Below are 19,839 nucleotides of genomic sequence, written 5' to 3' on the forward strand. Positions count from 1 at the left end.
AGAGTTCCGAACCGACGTTGTAGCCTCCCTGCATGGTCGACTTCGACGTCCAGCTGCTCGCCGTCCTCCGGGAACTCGCCGAGCGCGGCAGCGTCACCGCGGTCGCCGAGGCCACGCACCGCACCCCGAGCGCCGTCTCGCAGCAGCTCCGGACCCTGCAGCGCCAGGTCGGGGTCACCCTCGTCGAGCGAGTCGGTCGTGGCGTGCGGCTGACCGAGCACGGCCGGGTCCTCGCGGGCCTCGCCGCCGGCGTCGCGACGGCGATCGCCACGGTCGACGCCGCGTGGCGCGAGCACCTCGGCGGTGCGACCGGACGCGTCGACCTCGCGGTCTTCCCGTCCGCCGCGGAGCTCCTGCTGCCGGGGCTCCTCACCCGGATGCGTGAGCACCCGGGCATCGAGCTCGTCCTCGTCGACGTGGACGTCAACGAGGACGAGTTCGGACCCCTCGCCGCCGACCACGACGTGGTGATCGGACACCGGCCGGACGGGGCTCCGCCGGCGGGACGCGAAGCGCTCGAGACGGTGCCGCTCCTGCGCGAACCGCTCGACGTGGCGCTCCCGCTCGGGCACCGCCTGGCCGCACGCGCACGCGTGGGCATCGACGACGTCGTCGGCGAGGACTGGATCGGCGTGCCGTCGGGCTACCCGATCGACCGGGTGCTCACTGCGATGGCCGCAGCCACGGACACCCCGCCGAGCGTGGGCTTCCGGACGATCCACCTGCCCGTCATCGAGAACCTGGTCGCCGCCGGGCACGGGGTCGCGCTCGTCCCGCGCTACACCTCGGGGACGCGTGCACCGGGGCGATTCCACCTGGCCGAACTCGCCGAGGTCCGGGCCGGTCGCCGCATCGAGGCGCTCGTCCGTCCCGACCGTGCGGTCCGCCCAGGGGTCCGCACCGTCCTGGAGGCGCTGGTCGCCGAAGCACGAGACGTCACCGCCTGAGAGTGGTGCCGCTGACGGCGGGGCCGCCCCGCGCCTCCAGTCCGCCCGTGGGATGCGGCAGATCCCCATCGTGAGCAGGAATGGTCGGGTCCCGATCCGGAACCCGACCACTTCTGCTCACGAAGTGCACGCGAGGTGCACGCGCGCGCCGCGCGCGTGGTGCCGTCAGACGTCGAGGTGGTCGACCAGCTCGTCGGCCAGGCCCGTGTACGTCGCCGGGGTCAGGTTCGTCAGCCGCGCCTTCGCCCCGGACGAGATGTCCAGACCGTTCACGAACGCGACGAGGTCCGCCTGCCCGATGCGCTTGCCGCGGGTGAGCTCCTTGAGCATCGCGTACGGGTCCTCGATGTTCGACTGCCCGGAGGTCACCTCGGCACGGATCACCGTCTGGATCGCCTCGCCGAGCACCTCCCAGTTGTGGTCGAGGTCCTCGGCCAGCCGGGTCTCGTTCACCGCGATCTCGTTCAGGCCGCGACGGAGGTTGTCGAGCGCGAGCAGCGAGTGCCCGAACGCGACGCCGATGTTCCGCTGCGTGGTGGAGTCCGTGAGGTCACGCTGCAACCGGGACGTCACGAGGGTCTCGGACAGCGTCGAGAACAGCGCCGAGGAGATCTCGAGGTTCGCCTCGGCGTTCTCGAACCGGATCGGGTTGATCTTGTGCGGCATCGTCGACGACCCCGTGGCACCCGCGACCGGGATCTGCGTGAAGTACCCCATCGAGATGTAGGTCCACACGTCGGTCGCGAAGTTGTGCAGGATCCGGTTCGCGTGCCGGACGCGGTCGTAGAGCTCCGCCTGCCAGTCGTGCGACTCGATCTGCGTCGTCAGCGGGTTCCAGGTGAGCCCGAGGCCCTCGACGAACTCGCGGGAGAGCGTCGGCCAGTCGGCCTCGGGGTCGGCGGCGAGGTGCGCCGAGAACGTGCCGGTCGCGCCGGAGAACTTGCCGAGGTACTCACCGCCCTCGATCTGCGCCAGGACGCGCTCGAGGCGGTAGACGACGACCGCGAGCTCCTTGCCGAGCGTGGTCGGGGTGGCCGGCTGCCCGTGCGTGTGGGAGAGCATCGGCACCTCCCGCAGCTCGACGCTCATCTCGCGGAGCTTCGCCAGCACCCCGCGGAACGCCGGCAACCAGACCTGGTCGACGGTGTCCCGCACGGTGAGTGCGTAGGAGAGGTTGTTGATGTCCTCGCTCGTGCACGCGAAGTGCGTGAGCTCGGCGATGGCGTCGAGACCGAGCTCCGACAGGCGGCGACGGACGAAGTACTCGACCGCCTTCACGTCGTGACGGGTCGTCGCCTCGATCTCGGCGAGTTCGGCGATCTGCGCCTGCCCGAAGGTCAGGGCGACGCCGCGCAGTGCGGTCTTGTCGTCGACGCTGAGCGGCGACGTGGTGAACATCGCGTGGTCGGTCAGGAAGACGAGCCACTCGACCTCGACCACGATGCGCGCGCGGTTGAGGCCGGCTTCGGACAGGTGCTCGCCCACCGTGTGCACGATCGGGTAGTAGCGACCGTCGAGCGGGCTGATCGGCTGCGGGGGAAGGGGGGTCATGGGGCTCCCTGACGGACTGCCGGCTCGAGTTGGCGGAAGAGCGCCCGGCAGGCCCGTTCGACGGTCGAGAGCACTCGGTCGAACTCGTGCCGGTCCGCGTAGTACGGATCCGGTACGTCGGTCTGCTGGGGCCAGGCGTCGTCGTACCGCAACAGGAGCGTCACCTTCGCGGCGTCGTCCATGGTCGGGGCCCACGAGCGCAGGATGCGTTCGTGGGAGCGGTCGAGTGCGACCACCAGGTCGAGGTCCGGGAACCGGTCCGGGTCGAACTGACGGGCGCGATGCCTGCTGCCATCGTATCCGCGTGCTGCGAGTGCCGCGATCGTGCGCTCGTCGGCGGGCTCCCCGACGTGCCAGTCGCCGGTGCCGGCGGACTGGACCTGGAACCGGTCGGCCAAGCCTGCGTCCGCCGCGAGCTGGGCGAAGACGATGCCGGCCATGGGGGAGCGGCAGATGTTGCCGCTGCAGACGAACGAGACGCGGAACGGGGCGCCGGCGTCCGTGGTCATGGGGACATCATCGCGCAGCGCGGGAGCGTCCGCGACGGTCGTCGTGTCGGTCGGGTCGGTCGGGTCGGTCGCGTCGGTCGCGTCGGTCGCGTCCGTCGCGTCGTCCGTCGTGCTGCCTGGAGGCGCGGTGCCGGCCGCGTCGTCGGCCAGCGTCACGCGCGGGGTCGGTTGAGCACCGGGCGGACGAACAGCCCGATCAGCCAGGCGAACACGGCGAGCACGAACGCACCGACGATGCCCCAGCCGAACGACTCCACGTTCAGGCCGAACCCGAACGCGTCGGAGATCCCGGCGACGATGAGCAGCAGGATCGCGTTCACGACGAACGAGATGAGCCCGAGCGTGAGGATGTAGATCGGGAACGCCACGATCCGGATGAGCGTGCCGATGACCGCGTTCACGAGCCCGAACACGAACGCCACGAGCAGGAAGGTCAGCACGGTGGCGGTGGTGCCGCCGTCGCCGAACGGGGTGACGGAGACGCCGCTCACGATGAGCGTGGTGAGCCAGAGCGCAACGGCGTTGACGACGAGGCGGACGAGGAATCGCATGACCCCATGATGCCCTCCGGTGCGCGCACACGCGCAGCATCGCGGTCCTGCCCGCCCAGTAGCCTGGAGGGGTGAGTGACGAGCGCGTGCACATCCGGCCCGAGATCGCGGTCCTGCCGCCCTACAAGCAGGGACGCCAGGCCGCCGCGGACGCCTTCAAGCTGTCGAGCAACGAGAACCCGTTCCCGCCGCTCCCCGGCGTGGTCGAGGCCGTGCAGGCGCAGACCGCGTTCAACCGCTACCCCGACGCCACCGCACTGGCCGTCCGCGCCGTGCTCGCGAACCGCTTCGGCCTGACCGTCGACGAGGTCCACGTCGCCCCGGGCAGCGTCGCGATCCTGCACGAGCTCGCGAAGGCCACGTCGGGCCCCGGTGACGAGATCGTGTACGCCTGGCGCTCCTTCGAGGCCTACCCCGGCGTCGTCACGGTCGCCGGCGCCACGAGCGTGCAGGTGCCGAACCGTGCCGACGGCGGCCACGACCTCGACGCGATGGCCGCCGCCGTCACCGACCGCACCCGGATGGTCATCGTCTGCACGCCGAACAACCCGACCGGTCCGATCGTGACCGGCCCGGAGTTCGAGGCGTTCATGGCGTCGGTGCCGAGCTCGGTGCTGGTCGTCCTCGACGAGGCCTACGCGGAGTTCGTGACGGACCCCGCGGCCGTCCGCGGTGCAGCGCTCCTCGAGCGGTACCCGAACCTCGTCGTCCTCCGCACCTTCTCGAAGGCCTACGGGCTCGCCGGGCTGCGCGTCGGCTACGCCTTCGGTCCGGCGTACGTGCTCGACGCCGTACGTGCCTGCGCGATCCCGCTGTCGGTGACGGCGCAGGGCCAGGCCGCGGCGCTCGCCAGCCTCGAGCGGGAGTCCGAACTGCTCGAGCGCGTCGCCGAGCTCGCCGCACTCCGTGACCGCATCGTGGCGTCGCTGCGCGAGCAGGGCTGGGACGTGCCGGACGCGCAGGGCAACTTCGTGTGGCTGCCCACGGGCGAGGGGACGGCGGTCGCGGCCGAGGCGTTCGAGCGTGCCGGGATCATCGTCCGGGCCTTCGCGCCCGAGGGCATCCGCATCTCCATCGGTGAGCACGAGGCTGTGGAAACGCTCCTCGAAACGGCACGTGCACTTGTGGGGGACCTCCAGGCTGCGGAGTAGTCGCTGCCGCTACGCTGGCCCGCATGTCATTCCGCGCCGCGGCTCCCGCGACGACCGCCATCCGGCTCCTCGACACCGAGGGCCGGTTCGTGGAGACCGACGAGAACGCCGAGTTCGCCGCCGCAGCGCGTGCGATCCCGGACGAGACCCTGCTGGCGATGCACCGTCGCATGGTCCTCACCCGTCGGTTCGACCACGCCGGTCACAACCTCCAGCGCACCGGCCAGCTCGGCCTCTGGGTGCCCAGTCACGGACAGGAAGCGGCCCAGGTCGGTTCCGTGTTCGCGCTCCGTGCCCAGGACCACGTGTTCCCGTCGTACCGCGAGCACGCCGTCACGATGCACCGCGGCGTCGAGCCGATGGAGATCATCGCGATGTACCGCGGCCAGACGCACGGCGGCTGGGACCCGGACGAGCGTGGCAACACCCACATCTCGACCCTCGTGATCGGCTCGCAGACGCTGCACGCCACGGGCTACGCGCTCGGCCAGCAGCTCGACGGCGACGTCGGCACGGGTGACCCGGACCGCGACGCCTGCTCGATCGTGTACTTCGGCGACGGCGCGACCAGCCAGGGCGACGTGAACGAGGCGTACGTGTTCTCGGCCTCGACGAAGGCGCCCGTCGTGTTCTTCCTGCAGAACAACCACTGGGCGATCTCGGTCCCGGTGTCGGTGCAGTCGCCGACGCCGCTGGTGGACCGCCCGCGCGGCTTCGGCATCCCGAGCGTCCTCATCGACGGCAACGACATCCTCGCGTCGTACACGGCGTCGGTCGTCGCGACCGACCACGCCCGCAGCGGGCAGGGTCCGGCGTTCATCGAGGCGGACACCTACCGCATCGGCGCGCACACCAGCTCGGACGACCCGAGCCGGTACCGCGGCGACGACGAGCTCTCCGCGTGGGTGGAGCGTGACCCGATCACCCGGTCCGCCGCCTACCTGCGCTCGAAGGGCGTCACGGACGAGCAGTTCGCCGCGTTCGACGAAGAGGGCGAGGACCTCGCCGCCGACGTCCGCCGCCGCACGAACGCGCTGACGCCGCCGTCCGTCGACGTCATGTTCGACAACGTCTACCGCGAACCGCACCCGCTGATCGCCGAGCAGAAGGCCTGGCTGGAACGCTACGAGGCCGGCTACGAAGGGGGCGCCCACGCATGAGCACCACCGAGCAGCTCTTCGACTACACGCTGCGCTCCCACCCGGGTGCCGGCGAGGTCCCGAGCGACCCCACCCCGACCCTGACGATGGCCAAGGCCCTCAACGCCGGGCTCGCCGCCGCGATGCAGTCGGACGACAAGGTCCTGCTGATGGGCGAGGACATCGGCCAGCTGGGCGGCGTCTTCCGCATCACCGAGGGCCTGCAGGACCGGTTCGGCCCCGAGCGCGTCCGGGACACCCCGCTCGCCGAGGCCGGCATCATCGGCACCGCGATCGGTCTCGCCCTGCGCGGCTACCGTCCGGTCGTCGAGATCCAGTTCGACGGCTTCGTCTGGCCGGGCTTCGACCAGATCACCTCGCAGCTCGCGAAGATGGCGAACCGGCTGCCGGCGCACATGTCGCTGCCCGTCGTCATCCGCATCCCCTACGGCGGCCACATCGGTGCCGTGGAGCACCACCAGGAGTCGCCCGAGGCCTACTTCGCGCACACGCCGGGCCTCCGCGTGGTGAGCCCGAGCACGCCGAACGACGCCTACTGGATGATCCAGGAAGCCATCGCGTCGAAGGACCCGGTGGTCTTCCTCGAGCCGAAGTCCCGCTACTGGCCGAAGGGCCAGGTCGACCTCGTCGACGGCCACGTCCCGATGCACACCACCCGCGTCGCCCGGACCGGCACCGAGGTCACCCTCGTCGGCCACGGTGCGATGGTGGCGACGCTCATGCAGGCCGCGGACATCGCCGAGGCCGAGGGCACCAGCTGCGAGGTCATCGACCTCCGCTCGATCTCCCCGATCGACTGGGAGCCGCTGCTGGCGTCCGTCCGGAAGACCGGCCGGCTCGTCATCGCGCAGGAAGCATCCGGCTTCGTGAGCGTCGGCAGCGAGATCGCCGCCACGGTCGCCGAGAAGGCGTTCTACACGATGCAGGCACCGCCGCTCCGGGTCTCCGGGTTCGACGTGCCGTTCCCGGTGTCGAAGCTGGAACACCTGCACCTGCCGGACGCCGACCGCGTCCTCGAGGCCGTCGACCGCGCCCTCGCCTACTGACCCCGAGCCTGACCAGAACCGCCGAAGGAGCCGTAGTGGCCGCCGCCGAATTCCCCCTGCCCGACGTGGGCGAAGGCCTGACCGAGGCCGAGATCGTGCAGTGGCGCGTCGCGATCGGGGACGAGATCGCCGTCGACCAGGTGCTCGTCGAGATCGAGACGGCGAAGTCCCTCGTCGAGCTGCCGTCGCCCTTCGCGGGCAAGGTCACCGGGCTGCTCGTCTCCGAGGGCGACACCGTCGAGGTCGGCAAGCCGATCATCCGCGTGGAGTCCGACGCGTCGGTCACGTCCGGTGCAGTCGCCGGTGGCCAGCCTGGAGGCGCGGCTCCCGTCGCCGACAGCGTCCCGACCTCGCCGGTCGTCGCGTCCACCCCGCCCGCGCCGGCCGCACCCGCGACCCCGGTCGCGCAGGCCCCTGCAGCTCCCGCTCCCGTCGCTGCACCGGCTCCGGCGGCCGCCGTGCCGCCGGCTGCGCCTGCAGCTGGCCCCGTCGCCGCGGCGGCGGCTCCCGCGGCTGCACCCCAGCCGGTCGCGGTCGATGCCTCCGTCGTCGGGACCGACGAGTCCTCCGGGGCCGTCCTCGTCGGGTACGGCTCCGCGACCTCGTCGCCGTCCCGCCGGAAGCCGGGCGCCCGCCGGGCCGCAGCGCTGGCGGCCGAGGCGAGCCGCGCCTCCAGTGTGGATGCCGCAGCAGCGGCCGAAGCGTCCGTCGACCCGGGTGAGGACAGCACCGCCGAGGCCATCACCGCCCAGGCTTCCGCGCCCGCGCGGAAGCAGAGCGTCGCGACCAACGTCCTGGCGAAGCCCCCGATCCGCAAGCTCGCGAAGGACCTCGGTGTCGAGCTGACCGAGATCGTGGCGACCGGTCTCGCGGGTGAGGTCACCCGCGACGACGTCATCCGCCACGCCAAGCAGGCCAGCGTGTTCCGCAACATCGAGACGCCCGAGTGGGGCGGTGTGCGCAGCGAGACGATCCCGGTCAAGGGCGTCCGCAAGGCGATCGCGACAGCGATGACCACCTCGGCGTTCACAGCACCGCACGTGTCGTTGTTCGTCGACGTCGACGCGACCCGGACGATGGAGTTCGTGAAGCGGCTGAAGTCGTCGCCGACGTTCGCCGGCGTGAAGGTCTCGCCGCTGCTCATCGTCGCGAAGGCCGTCATCTGGGCCGTCCGCCGGAACCGCTCGGTGAACTCGACCTGGACCGACCGCGAGATCATCGTCCACCACTTCGTGAACCTCGGCATCGCCGCGGCGACCCCGCGTGGGCTCATCGTGCCGAACATCAAGGACGCGCAGGACATGACCCTGCTCGAGCTGGCGCAGGCGCTCGAGGAGCTCACCCTGACCGCTCGTGACGGCAAGACCACGCCGAAGCAGATGGCGAACGGCACCGTCTCGATCACGAACATCGGGGTGTTCGGCATGGACACCGGCACGCCGATCCTCAACCCGGGCGAGGTCGCGATCGTCGCCATGGGCACGATCAAGCCGAAGCCGTGGGTCGTCGACGGCGAGGTCCGCTCGCGCATGGTGACGACGATCGGTGCGTCGTTCGACCACCGCGTCGTCGACGGTGACGTGGCGTCGCGCTTCGTGCACGACGTCGCGTCGGTGCTCGAGGAGCCCGCGCTCCTGCTCGACTAGTCGCGCTGGGACGGAGCCGCCGTCGCGAGTTCGGCGGCGAAGAGCCGTACAGCGAGGACGGCGTCGAGCGCCAGCGCCAGGGGGTCGAGCGGGCTGCCCGCGGCGACCGCCGTGGCCGCGAACACTCGGGCCCCGCGGCTGTCAGCCGAGTCGAACAGGGCGCACGCGCCGAGGACGGCACTGAAGCGGTCGCGATCGGTGGTCGGGTCGAGCACGGCGAGCACGGCGCTGGCCGCTCGGTCGGGGTCGGTCCTCGCGGCGTTCACGAGCACCCACGCGAAGTCGTAGAGGTCCTTCTCCGCACGGCGCCAGTACGCGGCAGCGCCCTTCGCCGCGAGGTACCCGCCGATGTCGGTCATCCGGACGGACTGGCCCAGGACCCGTGCTTCGTGCGCGTCGCGGAGCGCAGGGCCCGGACCCCGGAGGTTCTTGACGCCGAGCACGGTCGCACCGCGCAAGGCGATCTCGCGATCGAGGTTGTCCGCGACGTCCGTGAGGAACTCCACGAGCACGGGATGTCCACGGACGTCCGTGATCCACCGCCAGCCGACGTTCGGCGAGGCAGGTACGAAACCAGCACTGAGCAGTGCTCTCTCCAACCAGCCGTAGTCGTCCTCGTCGCGGTCGTACTCGAAGCCGAGGTCCAGGAGGAGATCGACGTCGTTCGTGCCCTGGTGTGGCTCATCCGTCTCCACGAGGTACTCGGGAACGAGTCCCCCGATGAGCAAGAGTTGCGATGAGCGAGAGCCGGCAGCGGACAGGAGCGCCGCGAGCGCGTCCTCCGCCAGCGCGCGTGCGGCGTGGTCCCGCGGCGTCGCGTCGCTCATGCGAAGGGCCCGAGGGTCGAGCTGCGAAGGACCGCAGCAGCCTCGCGCTCTCGCTCGGAGCCGGCGAGGAGGTCCGCGTACACACGAGCGGCGGATGCGATCCGGGTTCCCCTGATCACCTGTGTCGTCCGCTCGACCGGCACCGGGGCGATCCTCAACCGCACCTGGCCCGAATCCGCCGGCAGCATCCGTGCCTCTTCGCTGCGAACGCGGATCTCCTCCAGGTCGGCGTCGACGTACGCCGTCACGGCGCGCGCACCGGTGAGGAACGGTTGCACGAGTTCCGCCGCGGAGGCACCCGTGAAGATCACGTCAGCTCCGAAGGTCGTCAGGAGGTCCCGCTCGATGGAGGCCGGGTCGCGGCTGAGCGTGTGGAACGACTCCCATCGACGCGGCTGGCGGCGATCCCAGTCGGACCAGGAGTCGAGCAGCCCGGGACCGTCGAGCAGCACCCGACTCCGCGCTTCCGGCCCGGGGCCGGTCCACTGGTTGCGGTCGAAACCGCTGAGGGCGTTCGAGACGGAACCGAGGGACCGCCCGGACAGCGTCGCCAGGGTCTCGACCTCGGGGACCCGGACGAGGTCGTCAGCTGTCCGGGACCTGGTCGCAACCACCGCGACGAACGCCTCTGCGATCTCCGCGCGGGCCGCCGACCAGCGGAACCCGACTTCTTCTGTGCGCTGGCCGTCGGCGGCCGGCGCACGCTCGACCCAGACGGTGCCGATGTGCAGGGAAGCCGAGCCGTCGAGGGCGACCCACGATGCGCCGATCGCCTCGAGCACCTTCCGAGAGCCCTCGGAGACCGAACTGGCGCAGAAGACCTGGTGCTGTTCCGCCACCGTTCCGTCGACCGGTGCCGACAGTGGTTCGTTCTCGAGCGCCCGGACGACGTCGCGCGGGAACCCTTCCCCTGCCCATCGCAGCACGAGGGCAACACGGGAGCCGTCCGGCAGGACGGCGACTGGAGCCGTCGTGGCATCGTCGGTGGTGACGATCTCGATGGAGCCGGCGGGTAGCGCGCGTCGAAGCGCTCCCACGACGGCTCTTTCAGTGATCGGCACCTTTTCACTGTACAGTGAAAACCGAATCGGAGTGAAATGGATCGCCGGTGCGGGGGACCGCACCGGAACCGCACTCGTCGCGCGCCGTTCACCCGGATGTCGGTGGGCGGCGGGATGATCGACGCATGGTCCACCAGCTCCTGATGCCCTCACAGGAGATCCGAACGGATCGCCTCCTGCTCACTCCGCTCACCCCGGCGGACATCGACGACGTGCACGGGGTGTTCTCCGACGCGCGCACGTGGACCCACCTGCCCGCCGGTCGGCACGTGGTCCGGGCATCGACCGTCGACCTCGTGCAGCGCAAGATCGGTGGTCGTGCTCGTCACGGCCTCGGGTCGTGGGCGGTGCGGTCGGCGGCCGACCACGCGTTCCTCGGCGTCGGTGGCGTGGACATGACCGCCGCGGGCGTCTGGAACCTCGGGTACCGCCTGGCGCCGTCGGCGTGGGGCCACGGCTACGCGACGGAGATCGCCCGCGCTGCCGTGACGGCTGCGAACGACCTCGCTCCCGTCCCGATCACCGGCCGTGTGCTCACGAACAACCCGGCGTCGGCCGCGGTGCTCGGGCGTGCGGGGCTGTCGCTGGTGTGGCAGGGCTCGACCTCGTCGACGCTGCCCGACGGCGTGGAACGTCAGGTGTGGGCCGACCGGGCGCTGTCACGGACGCAGCGGGGCTGGCTCGTCGCCAACGCCTGAGTCTCGGGCCCGTCATCCGTCGGAGCCGAACAGCGAGATCGTCCTCGTCGCTCGTGCTTCCACGTCCACCGCGTGCGTCGCGATGACCACTGCCGCGCCGGTCGCCGCGAGCTCGTCGAGCAGGTCGAGGACCATCGTCGCGTTCACCGCGTCGAGCGCACTGGTTGGTTCGTCGGCGAGGATGACGTCCGGGCGCTTGACCAGCAGGCGCGCGAGGGCAACTCGCTGCTGTTCGCCGCCGCTGAGCTCGTGCGCGCGATCTGTTGCTCGACCGGCGAGCCCGACCCGATCCACCGCGGCCGCTGTGCGCACCGGATCCCCGAGGTGTGTCCGGCCCGCCACACGAGCGATGTCGATGTTGGCCTCCACGGTCATGTCCGGGACCAGGCCGAAGTCCTGGAAGAGGTAACCAAGGTGATGCCGACGCACGAGGCGCGCTCTCCGACCTGTCCCACCGGCCAGCACGCCGTCGATCCGGATGGTGCCTGCGTCGAAGGTGTCGAGGTGGCCGATGCAATCGAGGAGCGTCGACTTCCCGGCGCCACTCGGCCCGATCAGTGCGACGGTCTCGCCTCGATCGACGTCGAACGTCAGGTCGTGCCAGAGCACCCGTCGCCCTCGACGCTTGTGAGCGCTGCGCACCTCGATCATCACGATCCGTTCCCTCGCGTTCTGACGACGTTCCTCCCGGACCGAGCGATGACCACGACGTTCACGCAGGCCACGACCACGAGGCTCAGTACCGCCGAGCCACCGGCGACTCCGGATGCGTCGGCGATCGGGTCGAGCACGGAGCGGGCGCCGCTCCCGTCGGGACGCTGGTCCCACCACGTGTTGTAGGTCATCACGGCTGCGGCTGCCAGCAGCAAGCCCTCGACGGCGAGCAACGATCCGTTCGCTCGGATGAAGGGCGTTCCCGCTGCCGCCCTCGCGAACTGCGCACGCCCGTACCGTCGCCGATGGGCGAGTGTGCTCAGCGTCGCGAGCACGAGTGTGACGACGAGGCTGCTCCCGACGGAGGCAGCCGCGATGTTGGCGGCAGCGGTGGCCCGTCGGACCGCCTCGGCGGCGACCTGCCCGACCGCGACGACCGCACTGAACTCGTGCCCGACGTCCGATCCGGCGATCGATCGCTCTGCCGCTTCTTCCGACGTGAACACCACGTCCCCGGTCGACAACCATGAGCCGAGTTGATCAACCGAGAAGACCGATGACGGATTCGGCACGACGATCAGAGGCGCATCGCCCAGCCATGACCGCGCCGTCGAGTCTCCCGGGTACGTGTACACGTCCTGCGGAGCCAGGCGCTCGCCCCCGAAGTCGTGCCGGAGATGGTCCGGTGCGTTGCGGAGGTCCCAGTCAGCGAGCGCGCGCACGAAGTCGTCGCGAGCGATGTCCGAACCCGCCGGAAGCCACACCGAGATCCGGTCCTCGTCGGCTCGGATGCGGGAGCCGTCTGCTGCACGCACGTCTCGGAGATCCAGGTACTCCGGATCCACGAACAGCGCGGGGGTGGTGTCGATGCCGTGGCCGCTCGACACCTCGACCCCGGCGGACAGGAGTGCCCGCCGGTCGTCGAGCGCTGCCGCGGTGAAGCGCCCGATCCTGTCCCAGTAGGCCTGCGTGTCGACGCCGGGCCGAGGGTCTGGTGTCACCCAGAGCTGCACCGTCGCTCCTGCTGCTCGGAGATCGCGTTCCGCGGAACCGGACCGAGCGACGGCGACGGCTCCGGTGAGGTCGAACACGGCACCGACGAGGAGGAGCAGCGCCGGTACTCGCGCCAGTTGTGTGAGGACGAGCAGTGCTCCGGACGGGCGTGCTCCTCGGAGGGAGTCCGCGATCGGCCGACGGCAGGCGAGGACCGTGCCTGTCGCATGCGCGACGATGACGGGGACCAGCAGGAGTGCACAGCAGAGCACGGCCGCGATGCCCAGCCACCCGGCGAACGCGAGCCGGTTGTAGAACCACAGGCCGACGGCGAGGACCGGGATGCCCGCCGCTGCGACCAGCAGGGTCGTCCGAGCTGCGGAGAGTTCGGCGGCGACGATCGAGAGGACGTTGTGGCCGTGGAGGCGGCGGACCGCCGTCCTCCGAGGTGAACCGATCGTTCCGACCAAGCAGAGCACGATGCTCCCGAGACCGAGCGCACCGACGAGCGTCCACGAACCGTCGAGGCCGTCGGACACGCCGAGCCGCTCGGCGAGCGACAGGCCCTCGGACGTCACGTCGTAGCCAGCGGACGCGAGTGCATCGACCGTGGCCTGCCGCGCCCGCTCGTCACCGAGGACGTCGTACGAACCGGCTGGGTCGAAGGCGTCGAGCGCTGCCATCGGACGGACGGTCGTGGTCATGGACCTCGCGAAGTCCGGGTAGCCGTCGTCCAGCCATCGAGCACCTTCGGTCTCCGGCGCGTTCGTCACGAGTGCCGCCCGTCGTGTGGTGGGCGCGGCGCGGTCCGCCACCACCCGCACGATCGTTGCGCCGTTCGCTCGCGCGACGTGCTCCAGGGCCGCCGCCACCCCGGCGTTCGACGTCGGCGCGGAGCCGGGCACGGCGGTCACGATCGCGCTGGCGCCGATGATCCCCGTTTCGCTGACCTGCACGATGCCGATGAAGCTCAGGACGACGGCGAGGATCGGCGGTACTGCGTAGGCCAGCGTCACTGATCTGATGGTCATAGTCCCCGTGTTCGTCATCGCAGAAGCGGGCGCCCCCATCGGGAGCGCCCGCCCATGATCAGCAGTTGTGGTAGTACGCCTGGTTGCCGCTGCGCGCCCTCGGTGTCAGCGCCTTCGCGTACTTGCCGCCGGCGACACCGGTCACACGCTTCGTCTTCTTGCCGACCGCCGTGGCGCCGTGGCACCGCTTCTTTCGGAAGTAGTTCGACCACGTGTCGTCCTTGCCGACGCCCCACTGCCAGAAGGCCCCGCCCCCGCCGTCGTCCTTCCGCGTGACGATCCCAGTGGTCTCGCCGGTCGACCCGACTCCTCCGTCGGCGATGGCGACGCCGCCGGCTTCGGATGTGGATCCCATGACCTCGTACGGCGCGGCCGACGCGGCCGTGGCGGTCCCTGCGATCAGGCCGATCGACAGCCCGAGGCCGACGAGGACCTTCGTCTTCGTGTTCTGCATCATTCCCCTTCCACTGCCCCTTCGTGAGGCGCACCCATCCTGGCGCGAAGTGAACGGTGAAGTCAAAGACTCAAAATGTGTATATCACGCATCGTCGAGTCCGTCGTCGAAGTTGCGAGGATCGGAGCCGGCCACGGCGGCGCAGATCGTGGCAAGGGCGAGCACGACGCCAGCGACCGGCGCTCCGGCGTGCGGGCAGAGCGTCAACGCCGCGACGGCGACGAGGGCGACCACACCGACGACGAGGTGCCTCACCGCAGCGCCCCGAACAGAGCGTCTGCCTCGTGCGGCAGTTCCTCGCGCATCGACCACTGCACGGTGTTCCAGTCGTGCCCGCTCCCCGGGGCGAACGCGATCGTGGTCGCCGCCCCGGCTCGCTTCGCGGCGGCCCCGAGGGTGCGCGCGTTCTCGCTGAACTCCTTGTCCGCCGACCCCGCGGTGAGCCACAGTTCGTCCCCGTGGAGCCCGTTCGCCCGCATCTGCGCGATCGGCGCCGCCCGTTTCCACGCCGCGACCGAGCCGCCGAACGCCTGGTCCGCACTGTGCCGGGCGTTCTGGTCGATCGGCTGCAGCTCGCTCGAGATCGCGAGGGCGCTGCCGAACGACGACGAGTGTGCGGTCAGGAACTGCATGGCACATGTGGCCCCCTGCGAGAACCCGACGAGCCCCCACGCCCGGCGGTCGGTGGTGACGGGCAGGTGCGCCGACAGCCACGCCGGCACGTCCTCGGTGACGTAGGTAGCAGCGGCACCGAGCCGGGAGTCGACGCACATCGTGTTCCGTCCGGGCGCGGAGAGCTGGTCGACCGAGATCACGATCGGCGCGCGGCCGCGGTGCGCAGCGGCGTAGGCGTCGAGCACGGTGCCCATCTCGCCGGCGGTGAACATGTCGCTCGGTGCCCCGGGCTGGCCGGAGAAGGCGAGGACGACGGGCAGCGGAGCGGGGTCCCGCACGAGGGCGGCGGGCGGCAGGTACACGACCGCGGGCCGGGCCGGGAAGCCGGAGCGCGTCCCCGGGATGTCGACGGTCCGGACCTCGCCGACGGCCGGCATCGAGGCGTCGGAGCCGGCCGACGAAACCGCCAGGTCGAGCGCCGGGTACGGGCTGCTCTGCACGACGGTGCCGAGCGTCGGGTACTTGGCGAACTCGACGTTCACCCCGAGTGCGGGGACGAGGAGTGCTGCCGGCACGAGCACCACGGCGAGCGCCCGGCGCCAGCGTCCGCCCTGCACCATGCCGGTGACCGCCAGGGCGAGACCCGCTGCCGCGATCGCGATCCACATCCGGGTGACCGGGCTGAGGGTGACCCCGAACAGGTTCAGGACGTCGCTCGCGATCCAGCAGACGACGAGCACGACGACGGCTGCTGCGCCGGCGATCGCGGCTCGGAGGCCGACGGACCGCCACGCACGGCGATCGCGCCACGACCGGACGACCGGGAGCAGCACCACAACCGTGAGCACCGCGAACGCGACGTCGATCGGCACGAGCTTCGACGGTGCCTGCAACTGCGTCGCGAGCAGCCACTCGGTCGGGCTCACGAGCGCGCCACCGCCGCACCACGATGCGCCTGCCGCAGCGCCCAGAGGTGCCTCGGCCGAAGGCCCGGGACGTACGCACGCGCCAGCGCCCGGGCGACCCGGGGGACGTGCAGCGGCGTCGGCACCACGAGCCAGAGCGGCTCGTGCCGGGCGCCGAACTTCTCCTTGAAGCGCTGCAGCGACCGGAAGCCGTACACGGGCTCGAGCAGCCGGGCGACGAGGAGCGAGCCCCGGGTGACCAGGGACCCCGCTCCGGCGTGCGCGGCGAGCGGCGTGCCGGACAGGCTGATCGTGGTGAGCCCGGCGTCGCGGGCACGGAGCGCGGTGCGGGCGATGAGGAACTCCATCACGCCGGGCATCCCGTCCTCGCCGCGGCGCATCACGTCGAGCGTGTACCCGGTCAGCGTCCCGTGCTCGTACACCGGCAGCCAACTCGTGACCGCGGTCACGTGCCCGTCCGCGCAGACGGCGAGCAGGAGCCGGACGTCCGGGTCGTCGAGCTCGCGGAACCCGCCGAGGGTGAACCCCATCTCCGGCAGGCGCCGGTCCGCCGCCCACCGCGTGCAGATCGCCTCGACCTCGGCGCGGCGGTCGTCGTCGAGCGCGCCGAACGTCGTCCACTCGTCACGGAGGCCTTCGCGGTCGGCACGGTTCGACGCGGTCCGGAGGTCCTGCCGCTTCTTCCCGCGCAGGTCGAACGAGGTCACGTCGAGCACCGACTCCACGCCGACGGGCACGGCGGTCCAGCCCTCGGCGGCGAGGATCTCGCGCACCGGCTCGTGCACGCTCGTGAACGCGGGCACCCAGCCGTTGCGGTCGCAGAACGCCGTGAACCCGGCCACCACCTCGGCCCGGTCGGCAGCCGCGCATGCCGGGTCCGACACCGTGAGGGCCACTTCGCCGCGGACCCGGTAGGCAACGGCGCCGAGTCCGGCGGGGTGCGTCCAGGTCGCGTTGCCGCGCCAGGTGCCCATGTGCCCGAGCGTCCCGGCGTCGCCGTCGCGGAGCATCTCGACGAGGTCGTCGCGACACGTGCCGGCGGCGCGGAAGCGGGCGCGCACGAGGGTGCCGCGCAGGGCGATGACGACGAGCAGCACCACGGCCGGCACGAGCCACGCACCGAGCAGCGTGACCTGCCACTCGATCGCGTCGAGCCCGAGCCCTTGCCACTGCACGGCGTCGTCGGTCATCGGTTCGATGAGGAACACGTCGGCGAGGACGGCGGTCAGCGTGACGAGCACGCCGACGGCCAGGACGATGCCGGCGCGCCGCCCGCGCTGCACGAGCCACGCCGACGTGAGCAGGAGCAGACCGATCACGACGACGGCACGGTCGCTCACGGCGTCGGCGAACAGCGAGAGGACCCCGTCCGGGTCCGGCACGACGAGGGTCACGAGCGTGCCCGCTCCGAGCGCGATGAGCGTCGCCACGACCCAGGTGCGTGCGCTCACCGTGTCGCGCGTGGTGCGCGGGTCCGGACGGGAGGCGCGGCGCACGACGGACGCGCCGGCTGCGGTCCCGAGCAGGGTCGCCAGCGCGCGGGCCAGGTCCGACCCGTGGCCGGCGAAGAGCACCAGCGTCAGCACGACGGTCCAGAGGGCGGCGCGCGTGCGCCACCGGTGCTGCGCCGGCATCGCGGCCGAGGCGGCACCGAGCAGCGCCGCGGCGACGATCGAGGGGGCGAAGAGGGGTTGGCCGACGGCGAACTCGGCGTGGGCCTCCCCGAGCGCCGAGCCGATCGTCACGGTGAGGAGCGTCCCCAGCACGGCGAGGGTCGGTACGGCGGCGCCGATCACGAGCGTCCGGACGGACCCGAGCGAGCGTTCGGCGAGGACGGTCGTCAGCACGACGGTGCCGAGCGCCAGGGCCGCGACGGGTGGGTGGTGCGGGAAGTCCGGCTCGGCGTGGGCCATCCGGGCGGTCACGACGAGCAGGACCGCCGCCACGGTCACGGCGACGGAGACCGGGAAGCGACGGAGTCGTCCGACGAGCGCTGAGGGTGCCACGTTCTGATTGCACTCGATCGAGCGCCCGCCGTCATCGACCCCCGGCGTGAACCTCGATGGCCGATCGGCCATCGCCGCTGGCCCACAGGATGACCGGCCCGCTCGCCGCAGGGAGAGCGGCCCGCTCGCCGCAGGGAGAGCGGTCAGACCGGCCGTGGCGCGGGCACGTGCTCGACGGGCAGCCGCAGGTGCAGCGCGAACCCGTCGTCGGGCTGCTGCCCGGACTTCATGCTCCCGCCGAGGAGCGACGCCCGCTCCCCGAGGCCGATCAGTCCGAGCCCGGACCCCGGCAGCTCCAGGCGGTCCGAGCGCGCGGGGCCGTTCACGACGTCGACGAGGACGTGGTCGCCGTGGATCCGCCCGCTCACCCGGACGGTGGCGTCGGGAGCGTGCTTGCGGACATTCGTCAGGCCCTCCTGCACGAACCGGTACACGGCGCGCTGGAGCGGCTGCGCGAGGGTCTCCGGCAGGTCCACGGTGCAGCTGGTCTCCAGTCCGCTCTCGGCGACGAGCCGCGGCAGGTCGGCGAGCACCGGCTGCGGGGCGATCTCGCGGTCGGTGCCGCCCGAGGCGCGGAGCACCTGGACCATCTCGCGGAGCTCCTGCAGGGTCACGACGCACAGCTGTCGGATCGTCCGGGCGAACCCGCGCTCCGCCTCGTCGCGTCCGGCCATCTGCATCGCCCCGGCCTGCACGGCGATGAGGGTGACCTGGTGCGAGACCACGTCGTGCATCTCCCGCGCGAGGAGCGCCCGCTCGCGGGACAGCGCGACCGCTGCTGCCTGGCGTCGTTCGTCCTCGCGGGCCCGACGTGACTCCACCAGCTGGTCGGTGAGGCGGGCGCGGGTCTGCACGAGGAGCCCGACGGCGAGCGGCCCGAGCGCGAAGATGAGGGCGTAGACCACCGACACGACGATCTCGTCGAGGGTCTGCGGCGGCCCGACGAACCCGCCGAACCCCACGAACTGCACCAGTGCGGCGAGGAGCATCAGCCACCGGCGGCTGGTGCGCTCCCCGAGGGTGAACAGCGCGATGCTGGCGGCCACCACGGCCGAGCCGACGAACAGCCCGGGCATGGTGAGGGCGAACGCGAGCACCGGGAAGCGGCGGCGGAGGAGCAGCGCGGCGGCCGCGAGCAGGGACAACCACGTCTCGACGGTCGTCGCTCCCGAGATGTCGAGCACGGCGTCGGCGACGGCGGCCGCGACGAAGAGCGCGTCGACCAGCCACCAGGGTGCGCGGTGGGTGCGCACCCAGCGGAGGCCGACGTCGACGAGGCGGTCGAGCCTCCCGTCGGTCGCCGTGAGCACGCGACCGACGCGCGCGGCCGTCCGGTGCTCAGCCATCCAGGAGCCCCGCCTCGGCCGCGCGGAGCGCGAGCTGGACCCGCGTCGGGACGGCGAACGCGGCGAGGAGGGCGCGGACGTCCTCCTTCACGGTGCCCGTGCTGACACCGAGCCGCTGGCCGATGTCGGGGTTGCTCGCCCCGTCGGCGACGAGCCGCAGGACCGCGTGCTCGCGGTCCGACAACGGTGGCGGCGGTGTCGCGGCCGACGACCGCGCGGCGAAGAGCCGGGTCCGGTCGACGCCCGGCGCCAGGACCACGCCTCCCCGCGCGAGGACCCGCACGTACCCGGCGAGCCCCTCGGGATCGGTGTCCTTGAGCAGGAACCCGGCCGCACCGAGCTCCATCGCCTGCCCGACGTACTCGTCGGTGTCGAAGGTCGTGAGCATCGCGACCGCGGGCGGATCCGGGAGGGTCTGCAGTTCGCGGAGGACCTCGAGCCCGTTGACCCGCGGCATCCGCACGTCGAGCAACACGACGTCGGGCGCGTGCTCGCGGATCACCCGCACGGCGTCGACGTCCTCGGCGGTGGCGACGACGTCGATGTCCGGCGCGGCGCCGAGGATGAGCTCGAAACCGTAGCGGACGAGCGTCTCGTCGTCGACGATCACCACGGTTGTCACGGCGGTCATCTTGTCATGCACGTTGGCGTTCGGAGGGGGACTCGC

The 19,839-nt window shown here is 71.6% G+C and carries 19 protein-coding genes; 6 read left to right on the plus strand and 13 right to left on the minus strand.

Annotated features, from left to right (window positions below):
* Positions 1-32 precede the first annotated feature (32 nt).
* Positions 33-947, plus strand: a complete 915-nt coding sequence (locus DEJ28_RS01925) for a LysR family transcriptional regulator (RefSeq protein WP_111114291.1) — start codon at positions 33-35, stop codon at positions 945-947.
* 165 nt (positions 948-1,112) lie between these two features.
* On the opposite strand, the gene purB is transcribed toward DEJ28_RS01925, so the two are convergent.
* The 3 genes from purB to DEJ28_RS01940 all read right to left on the minus strand — a co-directional run bounded on the left by purB (position 1,113) and on the right by DEJ28_RS01940 (position 3,558).
* Entirely contained in the window at positions 1,113-2,498 is a 1,386-nt protein-coding gene (gene purB / locus DEJ28_RS01930; protein WP_111114292.1) for an adenylosuccinate lyase, read from the minus strand.
* Positions 2,495-3,007, minus strand: a complete 513-nt coding sequence (locus DEJ28_RS01935) for a low molecular weight protein-tyrosine-phosphatase (RefSeq protein ID WP_111114386.1) — start codon at positions 3,005-3,007, stop codon at positions 2,495-2,497. The genes purB and DEJ28_RS01935 overlap by 4 nt, the downstream gene beginning before the upstream one ends.
* A 152-nt stretch (positions 3,008-3,159) precedes the next feature.
* Positions 3,160-3,558 carry a phage holin family protein gene (locus DEJ28_RS01940; protein ID WP_111114293.1) on the minus strand — a complete coding sequence of 133 codons (399 nt, stop codon included), beginning with the start codon at positions 3,556-3,558 and terminating at the stop codon, positions 3,160-3,162.
* Between the two features lie 71 nt (positions 3,559-3,629).
* On the opposite strand from DEJ28_RS01940, the gene DEJ28_RS01945 reads away from it, so the two are divergent.
* The 4 genes from DEJ28_RS01945 to DEJ28_RS01960 all read left to right on the plus strand — a co-directional run bounded on the left by DEJ28_RS01945 (position 3,630) and on the right by DEJ28_RS01960 (position 8,561).
* Entirely contained in the window at positions 3,630-4,709 is a 1,080-nt protein-coding gene (locus tag DEJ28_RS01945; RefSeq protein ID WP_111114294.1) for a histidinol-phosphate transaminase, read from the plus strand.
* 23 nt (positions 4,710-4,732) lie between these two features.
* A complete protein-coding gene (locus tag DEJ28_RS01950) occupies positions 4,733-5,869 on the plus strand; it encodes a thiamine pyrophosphate-dependent enzyme (RefSeq protein WP_111114295.1) in 1,137 nt (378 codons plus the stop codon).
* Between the two features lie 86 nt (positions 5,870-5,955).
* The gene (locus DEJ28_RS01955; protein WP_111114387.1) at positions 5,956-6,915 is read left to right on the plus strand and encodes an alpha-ketoacid dehydrogenase subunit beta; all 960 of its coding nucleotides are present in this window, start codon (positions 5,956-5,958) and stop codon (positions 6,913-6,915) included.
* Between the two features lie 35 nt (positions 6,916-6,950).
* On the plus strand, positions 6,951-8,561 hold the full coding sequence (locus DEJ28_RS01960; RefSeq protein WP_111114296.1) for a dihydrolipoamide acetyltransferase family protein: 1,611 nt from the start codon (positions 6,951-6,953) through the stop codon (positions 8,559-8,561).
* Here DEJ28_RS01960 and DEJ28_RS01965 read toward each other — a convergent pair.
* Together DEJ28_RS01965 and DEJ28_RS01970 are read right to left on the minus strand one after the other, a co-directional pair.
* Positions 8,558-9,388 (minus strand): hypothetical protein, encoded by an 831-nt coding sequence (locus DEJ28_RS01965; protein ID WP_111114297.1) that lies wholly within the window; start codon positions 9,386-9,388, stop codon positions 8,558-8,560. The genes DEJ28_RS01960 and DEJ28_RS01965 overlap by 4 nt on opposite strands.
* A complete protein-coding gene (locus DEJ28_RS01970; protein WP_181433591.1) occupies positions 9,385-10,449 on the minus strand; it encodes a type IV toxin-antitoxin system AbiEi family antitoxin in 1,065 nt (354 codons plus the stop codon). The genes DEJ28_RS01965 and DEJ28_RS01970 overlap by 4 nt, the downstream gene beginning before the upstream one ends.
* A 125-nt stretch (positions 10,450-10,574) precedes the next feature.
* Between DEJ28_RS01970 and DEJ28_RS01975 the strand changes: the two genes are divergently transcribed.
* Positions 10,575-11,147: a GNAT family N-acetyltransferase gene (locus DEJ28_RS01975; protein WP_111114298.1), complete on the plus strand. Its 573-nt coding sequence runs from the start codon at positions 10,575-10,577 to the stop codon at positions 11,145-11,147.
* A gap of 12 nt (positions 11,148-11,159) precedes the next feature.
* Here DEJ28_RS01975 and DEJ28_RS01980 read toward each other — a convergent pair whose 3' ends face one another.
* The 8 genes from DEJ28_RS01980 to DEJ28_RS02015 all read right to left on the minus strand — a co-directional run bounded on the left by DEJ28_RS01980 (position 11,160) and on the right by DEJ28_RS02015 (position 19,803).
* Positions 11,160-11,798, minus strand: a complete 639-nt coding sequence (locus DEJ28_RS01980) for an ABC transporter ATP-binding protein (RefSeq protein ID WP_111114299.1) — start codon at positions 11,796-11,798, stop codon at positions 11,160-11,162.
* Positions 11,798-13,810: a bacteriocin-associated integral membrane family protein gene (locus DEJ28_RS01985; protein ID WP_111114300.1), complete on the minus strand. Its 2,013-nt coding sequence runs from the start codon at positions 13,808-13,810 to the stop codon at positions 11,798-11,800. The genes DEJ28_RS01980 and DEJ28_RS01985 overlap by 1 nt, the downstream gene beginning before the upstream one ends.
* Before the next feature lie 73 nt (positions 13,811-13,883).
* Positions 13,884-14,279: a lactococcin 972 family bacteriocin gene (locus DEJ28_RS01990; protein ID WP_181433592.1), complete on the minus strand. Its 396-nt coding sequence runs from the start codon at positions 14,277-14,279 to the stop codon at positions 13,884-13,886.
* Positions 14,280-14,363: 84 nt separating this feature from the next.
* Positions 14,364-14,534, minus strand: a complete 171-nt coding sequence (locus tag DEJ28_RS01995) for a hypothetical protein (RefSeq protein WP_181433593.1) — start codon at positions 14,532-14,534, stop codon at positions 14,364-14,366.
* On the minus strand, positions 14,531-15,820 hold the full coding sequence (locus tag DEJ28_RS02000) for an alpha/beta hydrolase (RefSeq protein WP_111114302.1): 1,290 nt from the start codon (positions 15,818-15,820) through the stop codon (positions 14,531-14,533). The genes DEJ28_RS01995 and DEJ28_RS02000 overlap by 4 nt, the downstream gene beginning before the upstream one ends.
* On the minus strand, positions 15,817-17,826 hold the full coding sequence (locus tag DEJ28_RS02005) for a bifunctional lysylphosphatidylglycerol flippase/synthetase MprF (RefSeq protein WP_146248785.1): 2,010 nt from the start codon (positions 17,824-17,826) through the stop codon (positions 15,817-15,819). Before DEJ28_RS02005 ends, DEJ28_RS02000 begins: the two co-directional genes overlap by 4 nt.
* Positions 17,827-17,969: 143 nt before the next feature.
* Positions 17,970-19,172 carry a sensor histidine kinase gene (locus tag DEJ28_RS02010; RefSeq protein WP_111114305.1) on the minus strand — a complete coding sequence of 401 codons (1,203 nt, stop codon included), beginning with the start codon at positions 19,170-19,172 and terminating at the stop codon, positions 17,970-17,972.
* Complete coding sequence (locus DEJ28_RS02015) at positions 19,165-19,803, minus strand: response regulator transcription factor (protein WP_111114306.1); 639 nt, start codon at positions 19,801-19,803, stop codon at positions 19,165-19,167. Before DEJ28_RS02015 ends, DEJ28_RS02010 begins: the two co-directional genes overlap by 8 nt.
* Positions 19,804-19,839 lie beyond the last annotated feature (36 nt).

This window comes from Curtobacterium sp. MCPF17_002 (genome assembly GCF_003234115.2).
Taxonomy (GTDB): Bacteria; Actinomycetota; Actinomycetes; order Actinomycetales; family Microbacteriaceae; genus Curtobacterium.

Excerpts from the sequence above, each read along its gene's own strand:
- DEJ28_RS01925 (WP_111114291.1), top strand. The coding sequence starts at position 33 with ATGGTCGACTTCGACGTCCAGCTGCTCGCCGTCCTCCGGGAACTCGCC.
- purB (WP_111114292.1), bottom strand. The coding sequence starts at position 2,498 with ATGACCCCCCTTCCCCCGCAGCCGATCAGCCCGCTCGACGGTCGCTAC.
- DEJ28_RS01935 (WP_111114386.1), bottom strand. The coding sequence starts at position 3,007 with ATGACCACGGACGCCGGCGCCCCGTTCCGCGTCTCGTTCGTCTGCAGC.
- DEJ28_RS01940 (WP_111114293.1), bottom strand. The coding sequence starts at position 3,558 with ATGCGATTCCTCGTCCGCCTCGTCGTCAACGCCGTTGCGCTCTGGCTC.
- DEJ28_RS01950 (WP_111114295.1), top strand. The coding sequence starts at position 4,733 with ATGTCATTCCGCGCCGCGGCTCCCGCGACGACCGCCATCCGGCTCCTC.
- DEJ28_RS01955 (WP_111114387.1), top strand. The coding sequence starts at position 5,956 with ATGGCCAAGGCCCTCAACGCCGGGCTCGCCGCCGCGATGCAGTCGGAC.
- DEJ28_RS01965 (WP_111114297.1), bottom strand. The coding sequence starts at position 9,388 with ATGAGCGACGCGACGCCGCGGGACCACGCCGCACGCGCGCTGGCGGAG.
- DEJ28_RS01975 (WP_111114298.1), top strand. The coding sequence starts at position 10,575 with ATGGTCCACCAGCTCCTGATGCCCTCACAGGAGATCCGAACGGATCGC.
- DEJ28_RS01980 (WP_111114299.1), bottom strand. The coding sequence starts at position 11,798 with ATGATCGAGGTGCGCAGCGCTCACAAGCGTCGAGGGCGACGGGTGCTC.
- DEJ28_RS01990 (WP_181433592.1), bottom strand. The coding sequence starts at position 14,279 with ATGCAGAACACGAAGACGAAGGTCCTCGTCGGCCTCGGGCTGTCGATC.
- DEJ28_RS02010 (WP_111114305.1), bottom strand. The coding sequence starts at position 19,172 with ATGGCTGAGCACCGGACGGCCGCGCGCGTCGGTCGCGTGCTCACGGCG.
- DEJ28_RS02015 (WP_111114306.1), bottom strand. The coding sequence starts at position 19,803 with ATGACCGCCGTGACAACCGTGGTGATCGTCGACGACGAGACGCTCGTC.